Genomic DNA, 24470 nt, shown 5'->3' with positions numbered 1-24470 from the left:
GCTTGAGTTATAGGTCAGAAAGCTATACTTTAAGTAGAAATTAAAAACTTAAGATTTGTATGCAGTTTTTAGAGCTCTAATAGATAACCTTTACGATGGGGTAAATTAATAACGATAGCTTCAACGATATCAATAGAAGCTATGCTTTACGTTTAAGCATGTTTTTTACGTAGCTAAGTTCTATATCGCTAGGCAGTATAATTCTTTCTGGTTGAAAAGAATTAGGCATTTTATTGATATTAAAATAATTTATTTCATTTATTTTTTGTTCTGTGGTTAGATCTACAAATTTATTTATATAATCTATATTGTTGCTAAAGATTAAAGATTTTCTTGGACTGATATTTACATTTGTTAAATAATTACCATTATAGTTACCCATTTTTCTAACAGGCACTGTTGACGTAACAAACCTATCTCGCTCTATATTTATTTCTAAACAATGTAAGTTTTTTTTTATTAATATGGATTGAAAGCTTGGAAACAACTCATTAGCATCTATTAAACTGCTAATTTTCATATACATATTGTATAAACTAGTCTTAAAAACGTTATTTTCTTCTGGCAAAGGTTTTTTAACTTTAAGGTTGAGTTCGTGAATAGCTATGCATAGGAATACATAATGTTCATTATTTATCAAATCCTCAAAACCATCTTCTATTTTTGTCAACTCTACTTTGTTTTTAATTTCTTCATAGCCACTTGATATTGATTTTAAAGATTGTGGATTTCTAGCATCAAGAAGAACTAGAAACTTGAAAAAGTTACTTTTGGTACGAGAAGATAAATCTTTCCAACTTTTATTTCTAACTTTTATTACATCATTGTCTAAAAGATTGTCTATAAAAGGAGAAAGAAATTGAGACTCTATCTCATCACCATCAAACATATATAAATTGTTTTCAAGAGCAGTTTTCCTAGTTGGGCTTTTAAAAGTCTTATCTTCTTTTATAATGTAACAACTAAGCATTCCATTGGTAAGCCAAGGCTTTAAAAAAAACTGTGGTACATAATGATGTTTTTTGGGTGGGTTCATGAATTTATTTACCTTAGCTAAAAATGATAGAACATCAACTTAATTATTAATAATATAAATCATATTAACGGTATTCGTAAAATAAAACGTTTATCTTCATATTTTATGGCTATATAAATAAACCTCTGTATTCTGTGAAAGCACTCTATAAAGCATTTCCCTTGCAATGAGCTAGGATTAGTAAGTGTCTGGGAGATCATTACCCGAAGCGCAAGACGAAAAGCTGTACTTAGAGTAAATTAACATGCAGTTTTTAGACGGTTCTCACAAGTCACCTGTGCGGTGAATAAGCATGCCCAAATTGCATTATTTACATTGGACGATTTCTAGATCACCTGTTCATAACCAGTTAATTTTATTAATTATTTGTGATCGGTTAAAAAGTTGTTTTGGGTATAAATTAGGTATTAGAAGTTAACACAGTTTAAATTTCACTCAACTATTTCTCCCTCAATCTTTACACTAGTCATCACTGAGCGTACCTGACAGGGTGTAATTTGCTCAATAATGTCTTCTAGTCTGGGCTTAGCCGTTAAGCCTAACCAATAGCCAAACGCTATTTGCGTTAAGTCAACTCCGCTATGAGTGGTATAACTGATCCCACCAGCAGGCCGACTGTTTATCTCCAGCACACAGTGCTGACCGTCATCATTTTGTTTAGTCTGCACACTGACGATTCCATCACAGCCAAAGGCTTTTATTAAGGGAATGACTACCGCCATGACCGACTCATCATAGCCGATATGCTGAATTTTTCCCGTCTTATAGCGAGTGACAGCGGCAAGTACCTCGCCATATTCACAGACCACATCTATAGAATACTCACGTCCTGATAAATAAGGCATCAGTAGCATCGGAATCGGGCGCTCTTTGATGATCTGACTATTATCGTAAGCTTCAATAAACTGCGCAGTATTAATCTTTTTCTCTTCTGTAAAATACAGGTGCTCAAAGCTATCGTAGTGCTCACCAGTCTCTTTACCTGTATCAAGTCGCCAAAACCCTTGCGCAAAGATCCCCGTGACAGGCTTGACACATAGCGGCTGATAATCGTGCTTGGTCAATAAAGATTTGAGCTCATCAGTAGTATCAAAACGCCAAGCCTGCGCCACTGGAATACCATGTAGGTGACAATGCTGCATAAAGGCAAATTTGTCTTCAATTGAGGCCAGTGCCTCTACGCTAGTTGCACCAGTTAATAGCCGAATACCGGCCGCAGTGAACTGCTCTCTATGTATTTCATAGTCGATACCGTTACGACCAGTCAATAATACTTTGACATTATTCTGCCGAGCATTTTCTAGTACAAACTGCCAGCGTGGTCCGATAGGCTCAGCTGTCACGTCTTCACTACCATCATTGCTAACATAAGGCTCTAAATAGACCTCGTCAGCATATTCAAAAATCTCAGCACGATTATGACGATGTGAGGCGATAATAGAAAAAGGCGTTGCAGCGTCAGCTTTTAGGCTTTGTAAGCTGGCGAGCATATCACGCTGGCTGGACTGACCTTCGGCGAGCCATGCAGCAACTGGTTTTTCTTGTATATCGCTATTATTAATAGTATCCATAATATTCTCAAAACACCCTAAATATAAGTCATCGTCATTATATACAACTGCGGCAAAATATAAATGTTTATAGCCTGCTAAGATTAAAAGCTCGTTTTTGGATGTAGGTTTGACAGGCAGTTATAAAGCTTAGAAGTCGCTATAAAAGTAGCTCTTTATCCATGCTACTATATGACAATAGTGAAACAGGCATCAATAGACCCGCATTAATTATTATAAATTTAAGGACAAATACTATGAGTCAAACCCTAATCGCTGGCGCCAATGCGCCACTGCCAACCGATAATATCAGCATTCGTATATTAAGCCAAAACGCTATCGACTGCGCCGCCTATCGCTTAACCGCTGATGGCAAAGTGCGCGGTGATGGCGATATGATTTTTTATGGTCAAAAGAGTAGTGATGATAATAGTGTTAGCTTTCGTGGTCATGACAGCGATGGATTTTTTGATATTAATTTATCGAGCCAGCCTGCTGCTATCGATAAAATTGCCTTAGCGTTCTCAAGTGATCAAACCTTATCGCAGCTTGGCGATGTCGATATTCAAGTATTGCAGGGCAGTCAAGTGCTATTGACCTGTCAGCTGAGTAGCAGTGGACGCGATGAAAAAGCTATTATCTTAGCCGAATGTTATCGTCGTCAGGGCAGTTGGAAGTTCCGTTTTATCGCCCAAGGTTTTGCAGGCGGACTGAAGCCATTATCTGAGCACTTTGGTGTTGAGATTGCCGATGAAGCAACCACGCCACCAGTTAACAATCATTCGATTAATACGCAAAAGCCCCAGCTGATTAATACTACAAGAGCAGGCAATGCAAATCAGACAAGTACACCGCCACCGATTCCTACTACTAATTCTTCGACAACTGCTACACCCTCAAATATTAATCTTAGCAAAATCACTTTAACCAAAAACCAAACCAGTATCAACCTGACCAAACGTGATGATTTTGGCAAGATATCGGTTAACTTAAACTGGAATCAGCGTCCTAATGTAGACAAAGCCGCACCGAAAAAAGGCTTGCTAGGCGATTTATTTAAGTCACATGGTGCTAGCGGTATTGATCTTGATGTGGGCGCAATGATACACCTGAAAAATGGCGAAAAAACCTTGATTCAAGCCTTGGGAAATCGCTTTGGTAGCCTGCAGACTGCGCCTTTTGTTTGCTTGCGAGCTGATGATAGAACAGGTCAAGTCAGTGGCGGTGAGTGGCTCGATATTAACGGTCAGCAATGGGCACAGATTGAAGAAGTATTTATCTTTGCCTTTATCTACGAGGGCGCACCGAACTGGGCGCAGACTGATGGGGTAGTGACGGTGCATGTCCCAGAGCAGCCACCTATTGAGACGCGCTTGACCGAAGGCGCTGGTAATCTGCCGATGTGTGCGATTGCACGTTTAGTCAATCAACAAGGCAGTATCAACGTTGAGCGCATCAACCAATATTTTAAAGGCCATCAAGAAATGGATAAAGCCTTTAACTGGGGTTTTAGCTGGAAGCGTGGCCGTAAGTAGATTGTTTTACATAAAATTATTGCAGGACGGGATAGCCTTTGTAGAGTGTGCCATGCGCACCAATAGCTATATTGTGATAAGTAATCGGTGCGCGGGGCGCACCCTACACCCACTTTAGTTTTTTATGAAAGAGATAGGTATTTTAAAACTAGGGTTTATGTTTTCAAAAGAAAAAGCCCAGCTATTTAAATAGCTGGGCTTTTTTGTCTTATAGAGTTATGGTATCGGCTTAATTAAGCATGCGGAGCAATAGCAGGCATCAAGTCATGAAAAGTGCGACCAGAGGCCGTCTCGCCAATAGCATGCATTTTCCATTCATTATTATGACGATATACTTTTGCCATAATCATCGCGGTGTGTGTCCCTTGCGAGGAGAGGTTATAACGTGCCACTTCACTGTTATTATTGGCATTAACAATACGGCAAAAGGCATTTTCAACAGTTTCAAAAGTTTGACCCGTAAAGCTATTCACTGTAAAGACTAGCGACACTACATTGGCTGGGACTTTTGAGAGATCAACATTGATGACTTCGTCATCGCCGTCACCTGCGCCGGTACGGTTATCACCCGTATGCACAATGCTACCGTCTTTTGATTTTAATTGGCTAAACCAGATAGCATCAACCGCCTGCTTATTGCTATCAAACATAATGCAAGAGGCATCTAGATCGATAGAATCATCGCTACCGCCACCACCGCCAAACAGTTTACCTAAAAAACCGCCACCTTTTTGTGCTTGTGGATTTTGAGCAACATCCCAGCCTAGACCTAACTTGACCTGAGTGAGCGTACCGCCTGCTTCTTTGCTCAGGGATATTTTCTGCCCTTTTTGTAGACTAACTGCCATGTTATATTCCTTTTATGAGTTATAAATAATGAAAGCTTTAAAATATTTTTGCTAGGTTTAGAGTTGCAGTGAGTACTTACGGCCAATAACTATAAATAGCTAATAATTATAAAATGTTATCTAAAAAGCCACCGCCGCCACCGCGACCTCCTGAGCTTGTTCCGAGGATACTTTGTAGCCAGCCTTGATAGCTATCACGATTACGTGAGCAGATAATCACTTTGCCGTTACCCGAGAAGTTCAATACCATACCTTCGCCGCTGGTGACAGAGTTTATAATATTACCCATAAAGCCTTTTTTCTTGCTAGTTGATACCGATAACTTATATTCAAGGTTGGAATCCCAGCACACCACATGACCGTTATCGATAACCACATCTTTACCTGGCGTAACTTCAATCTCAAACAGTGAGCCAAATCCTGACACCACTACTTGACCAGTGCCCTGAGTTTGCATAACCATAAAGCCGCCCGTATCACCAAATACCGCACCACCAAGATTACGTTGAATCTTGGCCTTGATATCGACACCTGTTTGCGCTGCAACAAAGGCGCCGTCGCTTAGAGTATATTGCTGAGCGCCAACGTCCAGTATCTGCATATCACCATCGAGAGTAGGGGCCAGCAAGCAATCGCCTTCGCCACCCGTCGCCTCAATCTGCTGCTGAAATAACGATTCATCATTGGCAAAACGGCGCATGAGCGACTGCATAAGTCCGCCTTGCAATTTACCTTTGAGCTCAAGGTTTGACTCCATCATCACCATCGCATTGGCTTCGCAATATATCGAATCGCCCTTTTGCAAATTACAATGCAAAAAAGGTTCAATTGTACCGATTAAGCTAAAAGTCGCTGCCATAGTGAATAGATCCTCATGATACTATCGTTTAATAATTGAGATGCTCTTATAAAGTGAGATACTTCTATAAATTAAGTAGTCATTAATTTTAAAGCTATCAGGTGCGTCAATAACTCACACGTGATAGCTTTATAGGTATTAACCAATAGGCTTAGATTTCAGTTATTACCTTTATGTAGTCTAGTAAGACTTATACATTGACACCGTATGATGCTGCTAATGGACCCAATCCACCACTAAAGCCTTGACCAACGGCACGGAATTTCCAATCACCACTATGACGATATAGCTCACCAAAGATCATAGCCGTCTCTGTACTACCATCTTCTGATAGGTCATAACGGGCAATCTCAGAACCACCATTATCATTGACGATACGAATGTATGCTTCACCTACTTGACCGAAGTTCTGATTACGACCTTGACCTTCATAAATAATGGCACAAAGCGCGACTTTATTCACATCAGCTGGAATGCTTGCTAGATTGACTTTGATAGCTTCATCATCGCCGTCACCTTCGCCAGTACGGTTATCACCTGTGTGCTCAACAGCACCATTATCTGACTTTAAGTTATTAAAGAAAATAAAGTCTTGATCATTACGCACTTTACCGCCTTCATTAACCAAAAAGCCAATCGCATCTAAATCAAACTCTTGACCGTCGGTCGCACGTGGATCCCAGCCAAGACCAACAGTAATGTTAGTCAGACCTGGTGCTTCTTTTGATAAGTTTACGTTGCCGCCTTTCGATAAGCTAATAGCCATAAAATTGTCCTTTGATTTATTAGATAAGTTTATTGTTCGATTAAGTCAATTGGGATTTTAAAAACTCAAGCATTTGAGCTGTTAAATATATAAAATATTTGCTTAAATTATTCAGTCGTAACACTGACCATAACCTAAGCCCTATATATCTTCAAGCTTTACTATACTAAGCGTGTGCAGACTAAGCAAGTCGTATTTTGTGTGTCTATATTACACTCGCTATTACACTTGGATCTTAGTTGTAACGTAAATGATTTGAACGCTTTCGTCATAATCATGTTAGCCATTATCAACATTTTGCTTTATAATATGCGCGCTCAGGTTCCCTCAACCCTGATTTAAAAAAAGGACTCTTCTATGAGCATCAGTACTATCTTAACTACTCCAATTCAATCCATTCGCTACAGCCGTGCTTTATTCTGGCTAGTAGGCCTGCACATTTTTGTCATTGCTATTAGTAATTATCTAGTACAGATACCCGTGAGCTTATTTGGCTTTATTACTACGTGGGGCTCTGTTACCTTTCCCTTTATCTTTTTGATTACGGATTTGACCGTGCGTATGTTTGGTCAGCAATTAGCAAGACGAATTATTCTCTTTGCTATGTTGCCTGCTTTGATAATCTCTTATTATTTCTCAGTAGTGTTTGCTAATGGGGTATTCGTCGGTCATGAGCAGCTACTAGATTTTAATTTATTTGTCTTTCGTATTGTCTTAGCTAGCTTTAGTGCTTATGTCATTGGGCAGCTGTTAGACATTCGAGTCTTTAATAAGTTGCGCCAGTTTAAAACTTGGTGGATTGCGCCTCTAGCATCGACGCTTATTGGTAACTTAATCGATAGTCTTTGTTTTTTTGCCATTGCCTTCTACAAAAGTCCAGACCCTTTTATGGCGGCCAATTGGATCGAGATCGGCACTATAGATTATCTATTTAAGATGATAATGGGCATACTTATCTTTTTACCCTTGTACGGTGTGATATTAGCGAAGTTGCAAAAGATGCTGGCAGGGAAGTAGAGCTTGGTTGAATGAAGCTTACGATATTCAGGTTAATCTCAGCATAATATGCAGGAATTAGCTAAATTAATTACCGCATAAAAATAGGCCATAACAACTAATTGCTATGGCCTGCTTATCTAACTATTTCAAACTAACGAACTAGTCTAACTGCCGAGTTTTTAGCTCAGGATTGTTCGCCTCGTTTAGTGCTTCCATCTTACGATGTTTAAGCGAAGCTAACAGCGCCCAACCAATAAAGGCGATACCGATAAGACCTGTGATCAGCTCCGGTACATGGAACTTAACCGATAGCAGCATAATAACCGCTAATGCGCCGATAGCATAGTGCGCACCGTGCTCAAGATAGATAAACTCATCGAGCGTGCCTTTGTCGACCAAAAAGATCGTCATCGAACGCACGAACATCGCACCGATAGCTAGACCTAGCATAATGACGATAACATCGTTAGTGATAGCAAAGGCACCGATAACGCCATCAAAACTAAACGACGCATCGAGTACTTCTAAGTATAAGAAGCCGATAATACCACCGCGCATGATAGCACTAGTGGTCTGACCAGTAGTATTACCGTGCTCGTCCAGCTCTTCTTCCAAGTCACCTTCGAGCAACCCTGATATCACTTGCACACCAAGATAGACCAAAATACCCCAAATACCTGCGATCAACACCGCACCAGCTTGGGTCTCATTGGCAAATGAGACAGCAACCATCAGCACGATAAGCGCGACAAATACACTCATCGCATCGACTTGACCGAATTTAGCCAAGCGGCTCTCAAGCCAATCAAACCAATGGACTTCTTTATCATCAAAGACAAAGTTCAAGAATACAAGCAGTAAGAAAATACCACCAAACGCTGATATCTCAGCGTGATGAGCCAGCAATTTCGCTGAGTATTCTGCTGGGTTGTTTAGCGCAAGGGTGATAACTTCCATCATACCAAGATCAGCGGTGACCGCGACGATGACAATAGGGAACACCAGACGCATACCGAATACGGCGATTAAAATACCGATGGTTAAGAATATCATCTTCCAAAAGGCATCCCAGCGCTTCAATACCGAAGCGTTGACTACCGCGTTATCGAACGATAATGATATCTCCATTACTGCCAAAATAGCAGTAATCGATAGCGTAGATAACATCCCGCTTATGCCACTGTGAGAGTATCCCCACCATGCGGCTACTGCTAAAGCGATAGCAGTGAAGATAAAATCTAAATAAAAATGTCTCATGACATATCCTGTCTAATAGCACAAAGTAAGCTGGTTTTGAAAAAGTATTGAATAATAAAAATTTGCTTTGTATACCATTTATAAAAACAATAAGAAGATAAAGCATTGTAGGAAAATTTACTACTAATAACTTCATGTCCAATAAATAAGCGCTTGATTATCAACCCTCCTATTATAGGGATTAACGCTCAAAATTAAAGGGCTTAAACCTATATGATAAGCTTAAACCCTTTATGAAATTCACTAAAAAATATTAGATATCAACGCCATACTGTTGACACATCGCTTGCAAGCCACCTGAATAGCCTTGACCTACTGCACGAAATTTCCACTCATTATTATGGCGATAGACTTCACCAAAGACCATAGCAGTCTCTACAGAATAGTCCTCTGCTAAGTCGAAGCGTACCACTTCAGTACCTGTCTCTTCGTTCACTACACGAATAAACGCATTGGCAACTTGTCCAAAGTTTTGACTACGCGCAGCAGCATCATGAATAGTCACTGTAACGACGATTTTGTCGACATCGGCTGGTACTTGAGTCAAATTAACTTTTACGAGCTCGTCATCGCCATCACCTTCGCCAGTACGGTTGTCACCTGTATGCTCGACTGCGCCATTGTCTGATTTTAATTGATTATAGAAGATAAAATCATGGTCGCCGCGCACTTTGCCCGCAGTGCTTAATAAAAACACACTAGCATCAAGATCAAATTCAGCACCAGAGGTTGCACGCTCATCCCAACCTAACCCTATCAATAGCTTAGTTAGATTTGGGTCGGTTTTGGTTAGCGATAAATTACCGCCTTTATTTAATGATAAAGCCATAGGACTATCCTTTTTATTAGAATTAAATTATTTTAGAATTAACTAACATAATATTATGTAATAGCGCTCTATCATAACAACAATAAATGACCCAATCAAAGCCGATAAGGTCATTATTGTACCCGTTTATGTTGTTTTAATATAAATGACCCTTCTAATAATAAAGTCAGATCATCTTATAATCGTCTTAGCAATAACTTGCTTTAGCGATGACGAATCTCAAAGCTCTGATGGATCGGTTTTTTGATATTAAAGTCAAAGCCTATGGTTTGGTGCGTAACATCAGTGATATCGTAGCGCTCAGTTAACTGCTCATCCAATTCAAAGCGAGTAAAGTTGTTAGAGAAATACAATACGCCGTCAGCCGTCAAGCGATTCATAGCGCGGTTGATTAGAGCAGCATGGTCACGCTGCACGTCAAAGGTGCCTTGAAACTTTTTGGAGTTTGAAAAGGTCGGTGGATCGATAAAGATAATATCGAATTGTTCAGTATTATCTTTAATCCATTCAAATATATCAGCGGCGACGAATTGATAGTTATTGCGACTGACATCAAGACCGTTCAGTACAAAGTTCTGCTTACCCCAATCTAGATAATTCTGTGACAAGTCAACACTAGTGACTTTTTTAGCACCCGCTAAAGCCGAATGAACGCTTGCAGTACAAGTATAAGCAAATAAATTCAGCACTGATTTGTTGCGGCTATTGGCTTTGATACGTGCGCGCATATTACGGTGATCGATAAACAACCCCGTATCTAAGTAGTCAGTAAAATTGACATAAAAGTAAGCGTCATCCTCACGAGCGATATAAAATTTACCTTTTTTCTCGGTATTGCCTTGCTTGCTGTATTGATCATTACCCGACTGACGGGCACGAGTCTTGATAAACACTTGCTCGCGGTTGATATCCAATACTTCACGGATACCCATTAGCGCTAGATTAAAGCGTTTTTTGGCGGTCTCAGGTGGTATCGTTTTGGGCGGCGCATATTCTTGCACATGCACGTAATCGCCATACAAGTCGATGGCGACTTTGAAATCAGGCAAATCAGCGTCATAGACACGAATATTGCTGACGTTTTCTCTCGACGCCTGTTTTCTAAGTTTACCCAAGTTCTTTTGCAAGCGATTGATAAAGTCTAGGCCTTCTTCAACCTCAATCTCACGCTTTTCAAAGCGGCTCATCAGAGAGCCAACTTGCCCAGCGATAAGCTGACCATAGCGGAAATAAACGGTAATGGCACCGTTGTGACAGCGCAAAGTCTTAGGCTCACTAATAGGTAAGATGTCGACTTGCTCAACGTTAGCGGCAAGGATACCTATCATCGGATCAACACCACTACCTGCGAAACTATCTTGTAAGATCAGTCCTAATGCTTGATAAAGTGGACGAATATAATCTTCATCGCCTAAGCGCTCACCATAAGGCGGGTTAGTAATGACTAGCGGATTGCTCAATCTGCCATCTTTAACCATCGGCTGCAAAGTAGCTTTGAGCTGATCAAGGGCGCGAGTCTCAAGATCTATTAGCGGCAACAAGTCTTGCAGGCCTGCGGCTATTAGGTTCTTTTGGGTCGCTAATATAGCACCGCTATCAGCATCAAAGCCTAGAATAAGCGGTAGGGTATCAGGCTGCTCAATAGCGATAGCTAAGCCCTCTCGGAATCGGGTCTGTGCCTCATCAATCATCGCTGTCCACAGCGTGTCATCATGATGCTGCCACTGATAAAAACCAAACTGGTTGGCGGCTTTATCGATACCGACCGCATAATCGCAATGCATGAGCAGGGCTTCGATGATAAAAGTACCCGAGCCACACATCGGATCGATCAGTGCATTGTAGTAGGGTGCATCATTAGAGGCGTTTTGGAGATGCCAGCCAGCACTATAAAGCAGGGCGGCTGCCAAGTTTTCTTTGAGTGGTGCATCCGTCATCGCTACACGATAACCACGGCGATGCAGGCTAGTACCAGACAAGTCTAAATATAGCTCAGCTTGCTTATCATTAACTGTCGCAAAAATAGCAAAGTCTGGATTCTTACTATCGACATTGGGACGACTGTCATAAACTTCATTAAAGGTATCGGCAATCGCGTCTTTGATACGTAGCATAGCAAACTGCTGACTGACAGCGACGCGTTTATCGACAGACAAGCGAATCGCAAAGGTTTGCTCAAGATTGAACTTTTCGGTCCAACTAATCGACTTTGCCAGACCATATAGCTGCTCTGCTACATCGTATTCGGTATTGATGTTTTTGCGTTTAATCAGCATCAGTACCCGCGAGGCGACCCGCGACCAAAGACAAATCGTATATAGATCTTTTAGTGTCCCTACAACCGTTAAGCGACCAGTACTCTTGATTTCGCTGGGGATACCGAAGCTGGTCAGCTCAGTCTGTAGCGGTATCTCAAGCCCATCAGCACAAGTGATAACAAGGTTAAGCGATAGGTCTGATGATAAAGCGGGTGCTACAGAGGCAGGTGTGGTTGGTGCGGTCATACGGATACCTATAAGGCTGAATAAATAAAGCAGATTTGAGCAGGAATGTTAACCCGCGATTTTACCATAATTTTAGAGATTCAGGTCTAAAGCTCAAAGGTTTAAAACAGTAAAATTACTTGAGTTATAAAAGCACTGATTATAAAAGCACTTATATTGTCATCAAGACGCCCTAGTATAATTATCTTTATTGACAAAAATTATCAATAAAAAGCAGTATTAAGTAATAAAACTTAATACTGCTTTTTATATGCTCTATACTGAATGAATGAAAACCCTAATCACATTGATTGTTGCAGATGATCATCCAATATTTTTGGAAGGTCTTATTATGCTGTTTGATAAACTGGCTTGGGTTGATTTATTAGCAAGTGCAACGAATGGCGATGAGGCGTTTGATATTATTAACAGCTATCAGCCTGATATTGCTCTTATGGACTTATCTATGTCTGGTGCGAGCATTGAGCAGATTATTGACACCGTTAAGACGCAAAACTATCCTACTCAATTGATTGCGTTAACTATGTTGAAAGATGGCTACAAAGCGCAGCAGTTGCTATCTCTTGGGCTATCAGGCTATGTACTAAAAGACAATGCATTTGAAGATTTATTAATTGCTATTGAAAAGGTTAGTATCGGCGAAATTTTTGTATCGCCCTTATTACTTGACGAAATACAAACCCAAGAAACGGTAGCAATAGCACCTCATCTAACGGATCGCGAAGTTGAGGTTTTGATCTGCGCGGTTGATGGTAATAGTAATAAACAAATTGCTTATCAACTAGGTATTACTCAGCGTACGGTATGTTTTCATATGAGGAACTGTTTTATAAAGCTAGAGGCAACCAATCGCACTCAAGCCATTGTAAAAGCGGTGAGTTATGGTTTGGTTAATATCAATTAGTACTATATAGCTATGAGTTACCATCAAAAGCTAACGGTTTATTTTATAGAGATTTTAAAGCTAATCTTTTGTTTTTATAAGGTAGTATTATTTTAATTGTTGTACTTTCGCCTTTAATAGAAGTCAGCTGCAAGTTACCATTAATTAGAGCAACGCGCTCGTGCAAACTAATCAAACCAAAACCTTGATGGGTTGAAGATAAAGGCAGCTCATTAGGATTAAAGCCGACACCATTGTCCGTTATGATTAAATGAATTTGATGTTTATAAACAGCCAATTGCACATGAAGTAGATTCGCTTTACCATGCTTTATAGCGTTGTGTAGTGCCTCTTGAATGATGCGAAATAGCTGTTTTTCTATAGCTTTATCAAAACCTGTTTTGCTTATAGTGAGTTCAATCTCTACTGGATACAAACGCATCAAGTGCCGAGTTTCCTGTAATACCGCTTCATCGAAACGATATCGCTCTAGTAGCATAGGGTGCAATCCCTCCATTATTTCGCGCGTTGACAAAATCGCGGCATTGATCTCTTCTTTAATAAAACTCATAGATAGTTTGGTTTCACCTTGGTCATACGATAGCAGCTGTAGCTTGGCTGCTGATAAATGTTGACCTAAGTCATCATGTAAGTCGCGGGCGATATCTTTTTTATGATTTTCAATCGTTATTAACAGACGCTGTGAGAGCTTTTTGTAGTTATTGCTCATCTGACTAATACGTTGAAAGTAAGAGAACAGTAGAGCATAACGAAATACTAAAGTACCTATAATAATATTGCGATGCTCATAAAAGTCATAAGGTAACCACTGAGTACGAATTGAGGCAATATAAATACTCAGACCGATCAGCTGTAATACCGCGCCACTACTACGCTGTCTGATACCATTAATTACTGAGATTAAGCAGTAAAGATAAACGATAGCCACAAGTGCTGTCCATAGTAACCAACTGATCTCTTTTATAATGACAGCAACATTGGGAGTAACTATAAACGCGACCAGTAATAGCCAGCATGTCACTAGTATATAAACCTTACGATCAGATACGTTTTGGTACATAGCTCGAAAATACAAGGCGCTAGTAAGAGGGACAATTAACATAAAAAATATAGAAAATAGTCTAAGACCGTTAGGCCGTTCTTCTAACATAAAGCAATAATCTAACAGTAATGAGCCGCACATCATGGTTGAGCTACTGATAAGTAACCACCAAAACTCTCGAAAATGATGAATAGAAGTACGAAATAAAAAGATAATAATAAATAGATCAATTAGTCCTAAAGTCACTAATATCGTATCAAAACGAGTATTACTAATGAGTTGTTGATTGTATATATCATGAACGACATCAGGTATACCGATAGCTATCGTATCGCCACCAATACCAACACCACCTGGGAACATCGCGCCCCAAGCTTCGCCAATGCCGAGGTTGACTTTGACAGCTAAGATATTGTCTTGAGGTTTGAGTAGGTTTGATGGAATCTGATATTTTCGGGCAACGTTCTGAGGATTAGGAGTGACAAAATCCCAAGGGGTCAGAATCTTGCCTGTCGCGCCTATTGGCTGCCCATTAAGCCAAGTCTCATCACCATAACGAATGTTCTCAAAATACAAGAGCCAGTCATCGCTCATGCTGTACTGCCAATCAAAGCTAACTTTGTACCAGCCGTAGATACCATTATTGGCATTGGTTGCGAGTAATTGTGAAGGTTCAACCGCTTGCCAGTCGCTGGCAGGAATCGCGTTGTAATCAAGGCTAATATCATCGGTCTGATAAAACTGCCAATCTGCATCTATGGCGATAAGCTCGTCGCTTGACCAAGCGATTGAGCTCAAAACAATAAACCATATAAAGCAGATCAGCTGTTTAATCATATGGATTACCCTTTTATCTGAGTGAGCATTGTCTCAAAAATACGTTTATCTACTGGTTTTTCAATTTAGTCATCTCTTAATTTCTTATTTTCTTGAGCTGTAGGATCATCTGAGGTGTTTTTAGTGGTAGCTATAGCTAATGATTGAGCTTTTAGTATATCTACTCGTTGCCGACTAATAACTCTCCGTTCTTCTAAAATTGCAGGTGGAGGAATGAGCTTTTGTTTTACAGAGAAATCTGGAAAGTATGCCTTACCAGCACCACCGCCAACATCTGCATAAGCAACAGAAACAACTAGCGGAGCAATAGTTAGGCTAATAAATAAAATTTTTAAATTTTTCATGATGATAGCGTCCTTTATATTAATCATTTTGATGAACTACTTTTGACCTATGAATTCAGCATAACAATTATTCAACGACAATGTACCTGTAAATATCTACAGGTACATTGTCGATATGACTTTTATAAAAGAATAATCGAGCTAACAAAACGTCTTTTCACTTATATTAGTGAGCTAAAAATTAATGCATAGACGTAAAAAACCCGTCATCTAATGACAGGTTTTTTGGTTTTTAAAAGTAACGTCTCTAAGGTTTTATGGGTTTTCATTGTCTTATCGAATGCTCTTGAAGCATGGTCAAACTAATTCTAAATATTTTTAGAGTCTATCTTCTTTTCATTGGTACAGCCTTCATTGGTATAGATCTAGGCTCTGACTGGATACGAGCAAGCTCTTTTTTACCATCACTGATGACAAAGCTGCCTGATGAACCTGCAGATTTATTGCCTACTTGCCAATTAACCCAATAATCAGAGGATTCACACTTTTTCGGAAAGAATTTATTATTACCATTAAAGTAGGTGCCTACTTGCACACGATACCAATGATTTGGCTTCATTGAATAGTTAGATGAAGTATTACCATGACTTATTGGATTAGTAATATGATACGTAGTAAAAAACTCTTCAATTTGAGTTCCCCAACCTCCTGAAGTTGGAACTGGTGAGCCAAGAGCGCCAGGTGCCTTATCGTAAATACGCCATGTAGATATCAGCGCATTAATCGGTGGTTGCATGCTATTGACGTAGTTTAGGTAGTTTTGATTTTGATTATTAAATTGCGAGGTTGCTGAAAAATTCAGTCGATAATTACTGTTTGATCCGCCACCTGGCTGGAAAACAGGAGTTAACTGGCGAGCGATAGATTGCTCATTGATAGGCGGGCAGCAATTATCCACGGGTACTGGAAGTACCACATCTTCAAAATCAATAATAACGGGTCCTACTTGACCAATAACTTCACCAGGCTTAACTGGCCCTGGTCCATAGTTACAACCTTTAACTTTAACAAAGGCTTCATCAAAATTCATTTGATTATCCATTTTGATGACCAATGAATAGGTACTACCTGCCACCACTGGGCTAGTGTAGGATACTCGTGTCCAAGGATCTGTAGCAGAGGTACCACCTGGCAGATTGACAAGATTTGACTGACCAACGACTGATCCATTGGTACCTGTTCCGTTGCGTAAGGTGACAGAAGCTGTGCCACCTTGATTGGCTCTGGTAGAGAAATAACCACCAAAAGTCGCTTCTCCATTACAGGTGGCTGTAAAGGTTTGATAGAAGTCATTATTTCCATTATAAATATCAAGATAGTGTCTGATGGTTCCCGATACTGCCGCTGATGCATCTTTACGAGGGCCTTGTCCTGTAGAGTTAATCCCTTGATTGGTTCTGATGACGTTAGAACCATTACCTGAGCCTAGCACCCAAGGAGCAATCGAGTGATCTAAATGGTTACCAAACCCACTGGTAGGCGGATTTAGCTCAAAGTCTCCATTGACTAGCTCATTAGCAAATGCGCCTGTCGTAAGCATTAAACCTACGCCAATAGCACTTATGGCTTGAATAAGTTTTAACTTAGTTTTCATGAATAGAACTCCCTTTCAGTAATCAATGAACGTTGATTAGACCTATTGCTTACTGTTTCAGCATAACAAGGATTCAGCAAAAATGTACCTGTAGATATCTACAGGTACAGGAGATAGGAGTTGATTTTATGAGGAGCTAGGTTTGTTTTAATATGATTAAACTAAGCGGGTTCTAAAAGAGGTGCTACGTATTTACATTACTGATCAGTTTTAGTCGCTGTGGCTGAGGTCAGCTCATCATTAGGTAGCATTTGAGTAGTCGTAGCAAACGGCTTTGTGGGAATAGGATAGTCAACGTCTTTAGGCATCAGCAAACGCATATGGGGGTAAGGGGTTGAGATGTTAGCCTTATCAAAGGCAAGCTTAATCGCCTCTTGCAGGTTTTCTTTAATCTTAGGTATACGCGCGACTGAGGCGGGCTTGACCCAAAAACGCACAATAAAAAACACCCCATACTCCCCAATCTCAGCGACAGTAGCCGAGGTTTCAGGACGACTTAAAATGACCTCAGTATCCTCTAATATCTGCAAAATCTCTTTACGCGCTGTATCAATGTCATCTTCAAATGCAATACGCATACGAATATCAAAGCGGATAAAGTTTTTTGAGGTAATATTAGTGACTTCAGAGGAGGCCACATTAGAGTTGGGAATAATGACGGTGATGTTATCTCGAGTGAGTACATGGGTAGTACGTAGGGCGATAACGACCACTCGGCCCTCATTGCCATTGATATTCACCCAGTCGCCTACTTGAAACGACTGCTCAAGCAAGATAGTAATGCCTGCAATAAAGTTAGCTAGTGTCGACTGCGCAGCAAAACCAACGGCTAAACCTGCGATACCTAAACCTGCGACTAAAGAGACAATATCAAAGCCAAACTGCGCCATAACGCTGGCAAGCCCCAGCACTAATAACAGCACTGATAATATATTTTTGAGCAGCTGTTCGATAGAGGCGTTTAGACCATAGTGCTGCAATACTTTGTGAATGATCTGTCCTGATGAGGCCCATAATACGTAGTAGATACCCGCCCAAATACAGGCTTTAGCCGTCGCCTTTACAGTGGCTGGCTCAAAATTAATCTGACTCATAACGGCAATCAAGCTGGCAACTACCCAAACATAGCGCAGTATAGAACGAACAATTTTCGCGCGACGTTCATTCAAATGTAAGCGGGAGCTATTGTGTTTTAAAAAATATATCGCCAACCAATAAAAAAATCCTATTATCCCGAGCAGGATTAGGATTTTGATACCCGTGCTGGTTAGCTCTGCTGCATAAGCTGACCAATCTAAGGTATCTTCATCTATCGAACCGCCAATCGCCAAATAAAGACTGGTATATAAATCATGAATGATTTCCTGAAAAAAATCAGTAACAGTAGCGATTGCCATTTTATCATCCATGCTTGTTTTAGAAGGGGCCTATTTTAGAAGAGGCCTGTTTCAAAATAGACTTAGCATAGAAGTTTAACTGAGGCGCTGGTTAAAAGCCATCTTCTTGAGTATCAAGAGACTGAAAAGGTATTGCCATTTTATGTTGCACATCACGTAATGCCGTTCGCAATCCCTCCAGTATAGTAGGATGATAAAAAGGCGTATCAAGCAGCTGCTTTACACAAATATCATTAGTAATAGCAGTCGCTAATATATGACCAATGTACTCAGCAGCAGGACCTACCATACTAGCCCCGAGTATCTTATCCGTCTCTTTACAGGCATAAATATGCAGCAGACCACAGTTGACACCCATGATACGGCTGCGTCCTTGATTATCGAAACTTACTTTACCAATGACGTACTCAAGATCAGGATCATCTTCAATCTCTTGCTGCGACATACCGACATTAATGATTTGTGGTGAGGTAAATATAATAGAGAAAGGGGTAGCTGGTGGACGAATATAAACCTCGTCATCTTGCTCACAGACGCGACTACCGGCACTATAACCCTCATCACTAGCGACGTGTAATAGAGGGATATGGGCATTAGCATCACCGACGATATAGACATCAAGATCACCAATCTGACCCGTATCTATTTTCAGATTTTTGGGACGGTTTTTATCATCAAGCTCAACACCAAGGTTTTCAACGCCTAATTGATCGATATTATTGCGGCGTCCAGTAGCCACTAACACCTGATTACCTTCCCAGCGCACCTGATTACCGTCTTTATCTGTATAGTCAATGAAGGCAACTAAGCTGTCATCAGCAACAACTGTACCTACTTCTGTTATTTCACTATCAAGGTGCATCTTCAAATCTGCACTTAAGCAATCGATAGCCTTTGCATTAATGTCTTTATCTTTGAGTCCACCGACGCGGTTTACGCGATTGAATACCGTGACGGCAACCCCTAAACGAGTAAAAGCTTGTGCCATCTCTAAGCCTATCGCGCCCGTCCCGACAACCGCCATCGACTCAGGTAGATCAGACATATCGAATATGGTATCTGAGGTGAAAAGGGTATCGCCTAACTTTTTATCCCAGCCATCAGGGATAAAAGGGGAGCTGCCTGTAGCTATAATGATTCTATCCGCTTGAATCAGCTCGTCATTGACCTCGATTAAACCTTGCTTATTAATATGGGCGTGACCGGCTATCTTTTTATCATCAGGCCAACTATCGACTTGTTTATGGATGTAGCTCTCAAAATGACTACGTTCGGCTTGTACTCGAGCCATGACTTGCTTGCCATTTATCGTCACCTCGCTATGAATACCAAATTGCTCTGAGTACTTAGCGTCATGCGCGCGATCAGCCGCCGCGATTAATAGTTTGCTAGGCATGCAGCCTACGGTCACACAGGTGGTCGTCCAAAACCCTTCGTTAATAATAACGATGCTTTTGGTGGTTTTACTCGCTTGACGAAAGGCGTTTTGACCTGCTGTACCTGCACCAATTACCGCGACATCTACGCTACGGGTTATTTTTTGGATTGAGGACTGCTCAGAGGATAGGTCGGTATCAGCGCTATTTTTAGATTTACTCATAGTTATTATTCTCGCATTAGAAGTATTTAGTGCACATTAGTAATCATCATTATGAGCTAGTATACAGTTAGTCATTGTATTGCCAGTCACCGTAAAATATCATCAGTGCTGTTTATTTGATGAGCATATGCATAAGTAGAGTAAATCAAGATGAATAGACATGCAGCAAGATAAACGTAGTGAGCTGTTGCAAAAATGTTTAGCGCATCAATGCTAAATCAAAAGCAGTCAAAACCCTTCACCAAAGGTTAAGGAGTCAGGGTCGTCAGCAAACGCTCAGCGTAGTCTTTGGCACGCAGATTACGTTGGGCATGAGTCAGTTTGCCTTCTTTATCAAATACGAATGCTGAGCGTACTAAACCGATAGTGGTTTTGCCATACATGTTTTTTTCTTTAATCACCTCAAAATACTGGCAAAGCTGTTCATTGGTATCGCTAATTAAAGGAATCTGTAAATCGTACTTTTCGATAAATTTTTTGTGTGACTCTACGCTATCACGAGAGACGCCAATGATATCGTATTCAAGATCATCAAAAGCATTTAGGTACTGAGTAAAATCATTCGCTTGGGTGGTGCAGCCAGGAGTGTTATCTTTGGGATAAAAGTAAAGGATTAAACCCTTCTTTTTATGAGAAACCAGCTCGCTTAAGCTTATGTCATCTTGGATAAAATGCCCATCGAGCTTGCGAACCAAAGATACTGGAAATGTAGGTAACGCGATGACTTCTGTGGTGGGCTTGGCCATAGTAAATTCCTTTTATAATGAATCGATTAAGTGCTGTTTGTTTTTTTGTTCAAATGGTAGCTTGGTTAGTCTTACACTTTGCGTCTTCATTGGCAACTAGTAGCAAAAAAAAGACTGACAATAATAGCCAGTCTTTGTATTTTAACGTTGAATTGGTATCTATCTTAAGCCACTTTTTGCGGCTTTTTCAGATCAAGTCCTACAGTACATTGCTGCAATTCTTGTTGCATGCTTTTGACATAAGGTAGGGTTGATGGGTTTTTGTTGCTTGCAGCATAGCTTTCTACTTCCCACATCTGACCGATAGTCATTTTGCTACGCACACCGATCGTACAATTGCAAAGTTTAGAGGCTGTATTTTTATCAGCAACTTTGTATTTGACGGCGCCATCAATACAAGTATTTATATTTTCTTGCTTAATATCGACAGCATTAGCTTGTGGTATAACAAATAGGCCGACAGCGACTAGAGGTATCATTTGCAACAGCTTCATATCTTTTCTCTCATCAATAATAACTAAAAATTTTGTATAGACACTAAAATGATCGCTCCTACCATAACAATTTTAATCGGCAAAAAATACTCTGCCTGTGCTGTGATGATGCAATCGAATGTTACCGCTATGTTTATGGCGTCAGATTACTGATAGCGAGTCGGGTCAGTGATACCCGCTTGTACAAAGCCTTGACGGCGCAAAGTACAGCTGTCGCATATACCACAAGCCAAGCCATAGCTATCCGCACTATAGCAAGAGATGGTTTGAGCGTAATCGACACCTAAGCTTAAACCAAGCTCGATAGTTTTTGCCTTAGACAACTGCTGTAAAGGGGTTTGAATGGCTAAATGCTGACCCATTACTCCAGCTTTGGTTGCTAGATTAGCCAGCTGCTCAAACGCTTTGATGTATTCAGGGCGACAATCAGGATAGCCTGAATAATCAACGGAGCTGACCCCAATGACTATATGACGAGCATCAGTAACCTCTGCCACTGCTAGAGCATAAGATAAAAAGATAGTATTACGTGCAGGGACATAAGTATTAGGAATAGCGTCGTTATCGCTTAGCTCATCATCTTTAGTAGAGAATTTATCTGCATTACCATCAGGAATGAGCATACTAGGATCGGTGAGTGAGGAGCCGCCAAGCTGCGCAATATCGATATCAATAATACGGTGGTCAACGCCTGCACTTTGAGCAATGCTTTTGGCAGCTATCAGCTCACTATTATGGCGCTGACCATAATCGAAGCTTACCGCAGTTACAGCAGCATAGCGCTTTTTGGCCCAATACAGACAAGTAACAGAATCTAAGCCACCTGATAATAGTACAACGGCGTTTTCATTAATAGGCATAATAACCAAACCATTTATAACTTTTATTTTAAAGGGGACAGTTAGCTTTGTTTTTCAAATACAGGCAGTGGATCAAAACTTACCTCAGCGCGAGGTAGCTTAGCAACATCACGCATGCGCCAATCATCTTGCCCATCATGGCTAACTTGCAGATAGTACTTAGCCTTTAGAGGATCGATATCAGGTGCTTGAGCACTATATTCATTACCGCTTTTATGCTGCAATATAACATCACGATCTTTTTTGATATCCGTAGCATGGGAGATGGATAAAGCCAATTCATCAGGATATGTCAGAGGAGTACCGTTGAGCAGTTTACCCGATTGCAGGCTTTGCTCAGGATAATTAAGGTAAAAAGTAATATCACCATTATCAGCAAACTGCATCTGACCATGTAGATCCAAATCATAAGTGAGCTTATCGCGTGAGACATCATGATATAAAGTCTTACCATCCATATACCAGTCATCACGCACTACGCTATCGCGAATCTGATAAGAGTAATAAACAAAATAAATACACGCCACAACGACAAAAGCAGGTAGTCCAATTACAAAGATAATAACCATGTAATTCTTGTACCAAGGCTGGCTGTCTTGATGCTTAAAATCTGGTGCTGAAGTAGACATAAAGTACCTATTAATAAAAGATAGATAATAAATAATAAAAGATAGATAATAAAATATAGACTTGATATAAGCTTTTATACTGATTATCTACAAAACTAAAGCAAATAGACGCAGTTAATGATGAGATATTAACTACGCACTTGTAAAGATCATTTATTGACCTTGGGTAGTAAAGACATTATCTTTACTAACGGTATACTGACCATCTTCACTAACGACATTGAGAGTAACAGGCGTTTGTCCCTTATCAATGATAGCTGGGTCACCATAGATACTAACTGACATATCAAAGCTCTCACCTGGTGCTAAAGGCACATCATTAAAACGCAGCTGTAAGCTCAATCCATCTTGCGGCGCTAGAGTAATTTTATAAGTATGCTCATCTTGAGTCTTATTAGTTAGCTTGACCACATAACTGTTTTCAATCATACCTTGCGCATTAGTAGAGGACAGCTGGTTACGATCTCGGCGAATATCAATCTCTAATGGTACGCGATCGGTCAAAGCATAAACGAGACCACCACATAACACTAGCAATAGCGCTAAATAAGCAAATAGACGTTTACTAAACACGCGCGTATCTTCTTTTTCAGCCAATTGACGCTCGGTAGTATAGCGAATGAGTCCGCGCGGATAGCCAACTTTGTCCATAATCTCATTACAAGCATCAATACAAGCAGCACACTGAATACAACCCACCTGTAAGCCATCACGAATGTCAATACCAGTAGGGCAGACCTGTACACACATCTGGCACTCAATACAGTCACCTAAATCTTCAGGATTCGTGCCTTTTTTGCGCGCACCGCGTGGCTCACCGCGTTCGTAATCATATGAGACGATCAACGTATCTTTATCGAACATGACGCTTTGAAAACGACCATAAGGGCAAATCTGAATACACATCTGCTCACGCATGTAGCCTGCATTAGCGTAAGTGGCAAAGGTAAAGATAAACATAGATACCCATATCCATGTTGGCCAATCAGGAAAAGGGATAAACCCAATCATCTGCCAACTGCTATACAAAGACTCAGTTCCAGAAACATAGCTAACAAAAGTCGACGCAGTGATAACAGACAAGACAAACCAAATAAAATAGATCAAACCACGTTTGAAGGCTTTGCTCGCACTCATAGGCGACTTATCAAACTTTATGCGCTTATTACGATCACCGATCACCCACTTTTCGACATACTGATACAGATGTGTCCAAATCGTTTGCGGACAAGCATAACCGCACCAAACCCGCCCTGCATAAACAGTCACCATAAACAGCGTAAACGCAGCAATGAGCGCAAAAGCGGCGATGAAATAAAAGTCTTGGGTCAAAAAGGTCATGCCAAAGATATAATAATGTTGAGAGGGCACATCGAACCAAATGGCCTGCCTGCCATCATAGCGTAACCAAGGCAACAGTAAAAAAAGTGCCAAGAAAAAATACATGCTGACGACGCGGATATTTTGATAAAAGCCTGTAACGAATCGAGGATGAATTCGATGCTTAGTAGCATCAAGATCAATTTGCTGTACAGGTATTTTATTAGATGATGGTGCTGACATAAACTTGCCTCTTTAGAAAAAGAATAAGTCTGCTGGCATGAGTAACGAATCTCTAATACAAGGTATAGATGTATGAGCGTGTGCTGTTATCAGTGTCAGTAAATAGTTGAGACAGAATGCGCTATTTTTAGGTTTATAAAGTAAAAATAATTGCGCTAAATAAAATTCAATTAATCAATAAGTATTTTAACATTTTCCCTACTATAGATGGGGAGATATTACAATAATTCAATTATTACTCTCATATATATTATGCTCAAAGCCAGACAGTATCTAT

At 40.3% G+C, this 24470-nt stretch carries 21 protein-coding genes; 3 read left to right on the top strand and 18 right to left on the bottom strand.

The features are described from left to right. Window positions 1-139 precede the first annotated feature (139 nt). Window positions 140-1036 carry a DUF4238 domain-containing protein gene (locus ACR63T_RS09210; RefSeq protein ID WP_472783783.1) on the bottom strand — a complete coding sequence of 299 codons (897 nt, stop codon included), beginning with the start codon at window positions 1034-1036 and terminating at the stop codon, window positions 140-142. A 431-nt stretch (window positions 1037-1467) separates the two neighbouring features. Next, complete coding sequence (locus tag ACR63T_RS09205) at window positions 1468-2607, bottom strand: ATP-grasp domain-containing protein (RefSeq protein ID WP_472783782.1); 1140 nt, start codon at window positions 2605-2607, stop codon at window positions 1468-1470. A 236-nt stretch (window positions 2608-2843) separates the two neighbouring features. On the opposite strand from ACR63T_RS09205, the gene ACR63T_RS09200 reads away from it, so the two are divergent. Beyond that, window positions 2844-4121 carry a TerD family protein gene (locus ACR63T_RS09200; protein ID WP_472783781.1) on the top strand — a complete coding sequence of 426 codons (1278 nt, stop codon included), beginning with the start codon at window positions 2844-2846 and terminating at the stop codon, window positions 4119-4121. Window positions 4122-4354: 233 nt separating this feature from the next. Here ACR63T_RS09200 and ACR63T_RS09195 read toward each other — a convergent pair whose 3' ends face one another. The 3 genes from ACR63T_RS09195 to ACR63T_RS09185 form a co-directional block, all read right to left on the bottom strand. Further along, complete coding sequence (locus tag ACR63T_RS09195; RefSeq protein WP_472783780.1) at window positions 4355-4969, bottom strand: TerD family protein; 615 nt, start codon at window positions 4967-4969, stop codon at window positions 4355-4357. A gap of 106 nt (window positions 4970-5075) precedes the next feature. Next, the gene (locus tag ACR63T_RS09190; RefSeq protein ID WP_305898541.1) at window positions 5076-5828 is read right to left on the bottom strand and encodes a TIGR00266 family protein; all 753 of its coding nucleotides are present in this window, start codon (window positions 5826-5828) and stop codon (window positions 5076-5078) included. A gap of 190 nt (window positions 5829-6018) precedes the next feature. Continuing rightward, window positions 6019-6594 (bottom strand): TerD family protein, encoded by a 576-nt coding sequence (locus ACR63T_RS09185; protein ID WP_201569644.1) that lies wholly within the window; start codon window positions 6592-6594, stop codon window positions 6019-6021. 357 nt (window positions 6595-6951) lie between these two features. On the opposite strand from ACR63T_RS09185, the gene ACR63T_RS09180 reads away from it, so the two are divergent. After that, complete coding sequence (locus tag ACR63T_RS09180) at window positions 6952-7611, top strand: 7-cyano-7-deazaguanine/7-aminomethyl-7-deazaguanine transporter (protein ID WP_472783779.1); 660 nt, start codon at window positions 6952-6954, stop codon at window positions 7609-7611. Between the two features lie 141 nt (window positions 7612-7752). On the opposite strand, the gene ACR63T_RS09175 is transcribed toward ACR63T_RS09180, so the two are convergent. The 3 genes from ACR63T_RS09175 to rlmKL form a co-directional block, all read right to left on the bottom strand. Continuing rightward, window positions 7753-8850: a DUF475 domain-containing protein gene (locus ACR63T_RS09175; RefSeq protein ID WP_472783778.1), complete on the bottom strand. Its 1098-nt coding sequence runs from the start codon at window positions 8848-8850 to the stop codon at window positions 7753-7755. Between the two features lie 253 nt (window positions 8851-9103). Continuing rightward, window positions 9104-9679 carry a TerD family protein gene (locus ACR63T_RS09170; RefSeq protein ID WP_201569638.1) on the bottom strand — a complete coding sequence of 192 codons (576 nt, stop codon included), beginning with the start codon at window positions 9677-9679 and terminating at the stop codon, window positions 9104-9106. A gap of 203 nt (window positions 9680-9882) precedes the next feature. Then, window positions 9883-12183 (bottom strand): bifunctional 23S rRNA (guanine(2069)-N(7))-methyltransferase RlmK/23S rRNA (guanine(2445)-N(2))-methyltransferase RlmL, encoded by a 2301-nt coding sequence (gene rlmKL, locus ACR63T_RS09165; protein ID WP_472783777.1) that lies wholly within the window; start codon window positions 12181-12183, stop codon window positions 9883-9885. Window positions 12184-12451: 268 nt separating this feature from the next. Here rlmKL and ACR63T_RS09160 point away from each other — a divergent pair, with 268 nt between their 5' ends. Then, window positions 12452-13087, top strand: coding sequence for a response regulator transcription factor (locus ACR63T_RS09160; protein ID WP_305898538.1), 636 nt, complete (start codon window positions 12452-12454; stop codon window positions 13085-13087). Between the two features lie 43 nt (window positions 13088-13130). Here the strand turns inward: ACR63T_RS09160 and ACR63T_RS09155 are convergent, their stop codons facing one another. From ACR63T_RS09155 to ccoG, 10 genes are all read right to left on the bottom strand, one after another. Further along, window positions 13131-14966 (bottom strand): sensor histidine kinase, encoded by a 1836-nt coding sequence (locus tag ACR63T_RS09155; protein ID WP_472783776.1) that lies wholly within the window; start codon window positions 14964-14966, stop codon window positions 13131-13133. Window positions 14967-15031: 65 nt separating this feature from the next. After that, window positions 15032-15310: a hypothetical protein gene (locus ACR63T_RS09150; RefSeq protein ID WP_305898536.1), complete on the bottom strand. Its 279-nt coding sequence runs from the start codon at window positions 15308-15310 to the stop codon at window positions 15032-15034. 325 nt (window positions 15311-15635) lie between these two features. Then, the gene (locus ACR63T_RS09145) at window positions 15636-16904 is read right to left on the bottom strand and encodes a hypothetical protein (protein WP_472783775.1); all 1269 of its coding nucleotides are present in this window, start codon (window positions 16902-16904) and stop codon (window positions 15636-15638) included. A 197-nt stretch (window positions 16905-17101) separates the two neighbouring features. Then, the gene (locus ACR63T_RS09140; RefSeq protein WP_472783774.1) at window positions 17102-18301 is read right to left on the bottom strand and encodes a mechanosensitive ion channel family protein; all 1200 of its coding nucleotides are present in this window, start codon (window positions 18299-18301) and stop codon (window positions 17102-17104) included. Window positions 18302-18392: 91 nt separating this feature from the next. Continuing rightward, on the bottom strand, window positions 18393-19901 hold the full coding sequence (locus tag ACR63T_RS09135; RefSeq protein ID WP_472783773.1) for a dihydrolipoyl dehydrogenase: 1509 nt from the start codon (window positions 19899-19901) through the stop codon (window positions 18393-18395). A 248-nt stretch (window positions 19902-20149) separates the two neighbouring features. Continuing rightward, the gene (locus tag ACR63T_RS09130; RefSeq protein WP_201569622.1) at window positions 20150-20647 is read right to left on the bottom strand and encodes a peroxiredoxin; all 498 of its coding nucleotides are present in this window, start codon (window positions 20645-20647) and stop codon (window positions 20150-20152) included. A 164-nt stretch (window positions 20648-20811) separates the two neighbouring features. Then, window positions 20812-21141: a hypothetical protein gene (locus tag ACR63T_RS09125; protein WP_305898532.1), complete on the bottom strand. Its 330-nt coding sequence runs from the start codon at window positions 21139-21141 to the stop codon at window positions 20812-20814. A gap of 146 nt (window positions 21142-21287) precedes the next feature. Then, complete coding sequence (queC, locus tag ACR63T_RS09120; protein ID WP_472783772.1) at window positions 21288-22001, bottom strand: 7-cyano-7-deazaguanine synthase QueC; 714 nt, start codon at window positions 21999-22001, stop codon at window positions 21288-21290. 41 nt (window positions 22002-22042) lie between these two features. Beyond that, window positions 22043-22630 (bottom strand): FixH family protein, encoded by a 588-nt coding sequence (locus ACR63T_RS09115; RefSeq protein ID WP_305898530.1) that lies wholly within the window; start codon window positions 22628-22630, stop codon window positions 22043-22045. Window positions 22631-22783: 153 nt separating this feature from the next. After that, entirely contained in the window at window positions 22784-24193 is a 1410-nt protein-coding gene (gene ccoG / locus ACR63T_RS09110; RefSeq protein WP_472783771.1) for a cytochrome c oxidase accessory protein CcoG, read from the bottom strand. Window positions 24194-24470 lie beyond the last annotated feature (277 nt).

The organism is Psychrobacter sp. M17(2026) (genome assembly GCF_055699815.1).
Note: the sequence above shows the minus strand (reverse complement) of the source record. Positions and strands in the feature narration are given on the sequence as shown.

Excerpts from the sequence above, each read along its gene's own strand:
- ACR63T_RS09210 (WP_472783783.1), bottom strand. The coding sequence starts at position 1,036 with ATGAACCCACCCAAAAAACATCATTATGTACCACAGTTTTTTTTAAAG.
- ACR63T_RS09205 (WP_472783782.1), bottom strand. The coding sequence starts at position 2,607 with ATGGATACTATTAATAATAGCGATATACAAGAAAAACCAGTTGCTGCA.
- ACR63T_RS09200 (WP_472783781.1), top strand. The coding sequence starts at position 2,844 with ATGAGTCAAACCCTAATCGCTGGCGCCAATGCGCCACTGCCAACCGAT.
- ACR63T_RS09195 (WP_472783780.1), bottom strand. The coding sequence starts at position 4,969 with ATGGCAGTTAGTCTACAAAAAGGGCAGAAAATATCCCTGAGCAAAGAA.
- ACR63T_RS09190 (WP_305898541.1), bottom strand. The coding sequence starts at position 5,828 with ATGGCAGCGACTTTTAGCTTAATCGGTACAATTGAACCTTTTTTGCAT.
- ACR63T_RS09185 (WP_201569644.1), bottom strand. The coding sequence starts at position 6,594 with ATGGCTATTAGCTTATCGAAAGGCGGCAACGTAAACTTATCAAAAGAA.
- ACR63T_RS09180 (WP_472783779.1), top strand. The coding sequence starts at position 6,952 with ATGAGCATCAGTACTATCTTAACTACTCCAATTCAATCCATTCGCTAC.
- ACR63T_RS09175 (WP_472783778.1), bottom strand. The coding sequence starts at position 8,850 with ATGAGACATTTTTATTTAGATTTTATCTTCACTGCTATCGCTTTAGCA.
- ACR63T_RS09170 (WP_201569638.1), bottom strand. The coding sequence starts at position 9,679 with ATGGCTTTATCATTAAATAAAGGCGGTAATTTATCGCTAACCAAAACC.
- rlmKL (WP_472783777.1), bottom strand. The coding sequence starts at position 12,183 with ATGACCGCACCAACCACACCTGCCTCTGTAGCACCCGCTTTATCATCA.
- ACR63T_RS09160 (WP_305898538.1), top strand. The coding sequence starts at position 12,452 with ATGAAAACCCTAATCACATTGATTGTTGCAGATGATCATCCAATATTT.
- ACR63T_RS09155 (WP_472783776.1), bottom strand. The coding sequence starts at position 14,966 with ATGATTAAACAGCTGATCTGCTTTATATGGTTTATTGTTTTGAGCTCA.
- ACR63T_RS09150 (WP_305898536.1), bottom strand. The coding sequence starts at position 15,310 with ATGAAAAATTTAAAAATTTTATTTATTAGCCTAACTATTGCTCCGCTA.
- ACR63T_RS09145 (WP_472783775.1), bottom strand. The coding sequence starts at position 16,904 with ATGAAAACTAAGTTAAAACTTATTCAAGCCATAAGTGCTATTGGCGTA.
- ACR63T_RS09140 (WP_472783774.1), bottom strand. The coding sequence starts at position 18,301 with ATGGCAATCGCTACTGTTACTGATTTTTTTCAGGAAATCATTCATGAT.
- ACR63T_RS09135 (WP_472783773.1), bottom strand. The coding sequence starts at position 19,901 with ATGAGTAAATCTAAAAATAGCGCTGATACCGACCTATCCTCTGAGCAG.
- ACR63T_RS09130 (WP_201569622.1), bottom strand. The coding sequence starts at position 20,647 with ATGGCCAAGCCCACCACAGAAGTCATCGCGTTACCTACATTTCCAGTA.
- ACR63T_RS09125 (WP_305898532.1), bottom strand. The coding sequence starts at position 21,141 with ATGAAGCTGTTGCAAATGATACCTCTAGTCGCTGTCGGCCTATTTGTT.
- queC (WP_472783772.1), bottom strand. The coding sequence starts at position 22,001 with ATGCCTATTAATGAAAACGCCGTTGTACTATTATCAGGTGGCTTAGAT.
- ACR63T_RS09115 (WP_305898530.1), bottom strand. The coding sequence starts at position 22,630 with ATGTCTACTTCAGCACCAGATTTTAAGCATCAAGACAGCCAGCCTTGG.
- ccoG (WP_472783771.1), bottom strand. The coding sequence starts at position 24,193 with ATGTCAGCACCATCATCTAATAAAATACCTGTACAGCAAATTGATCTT.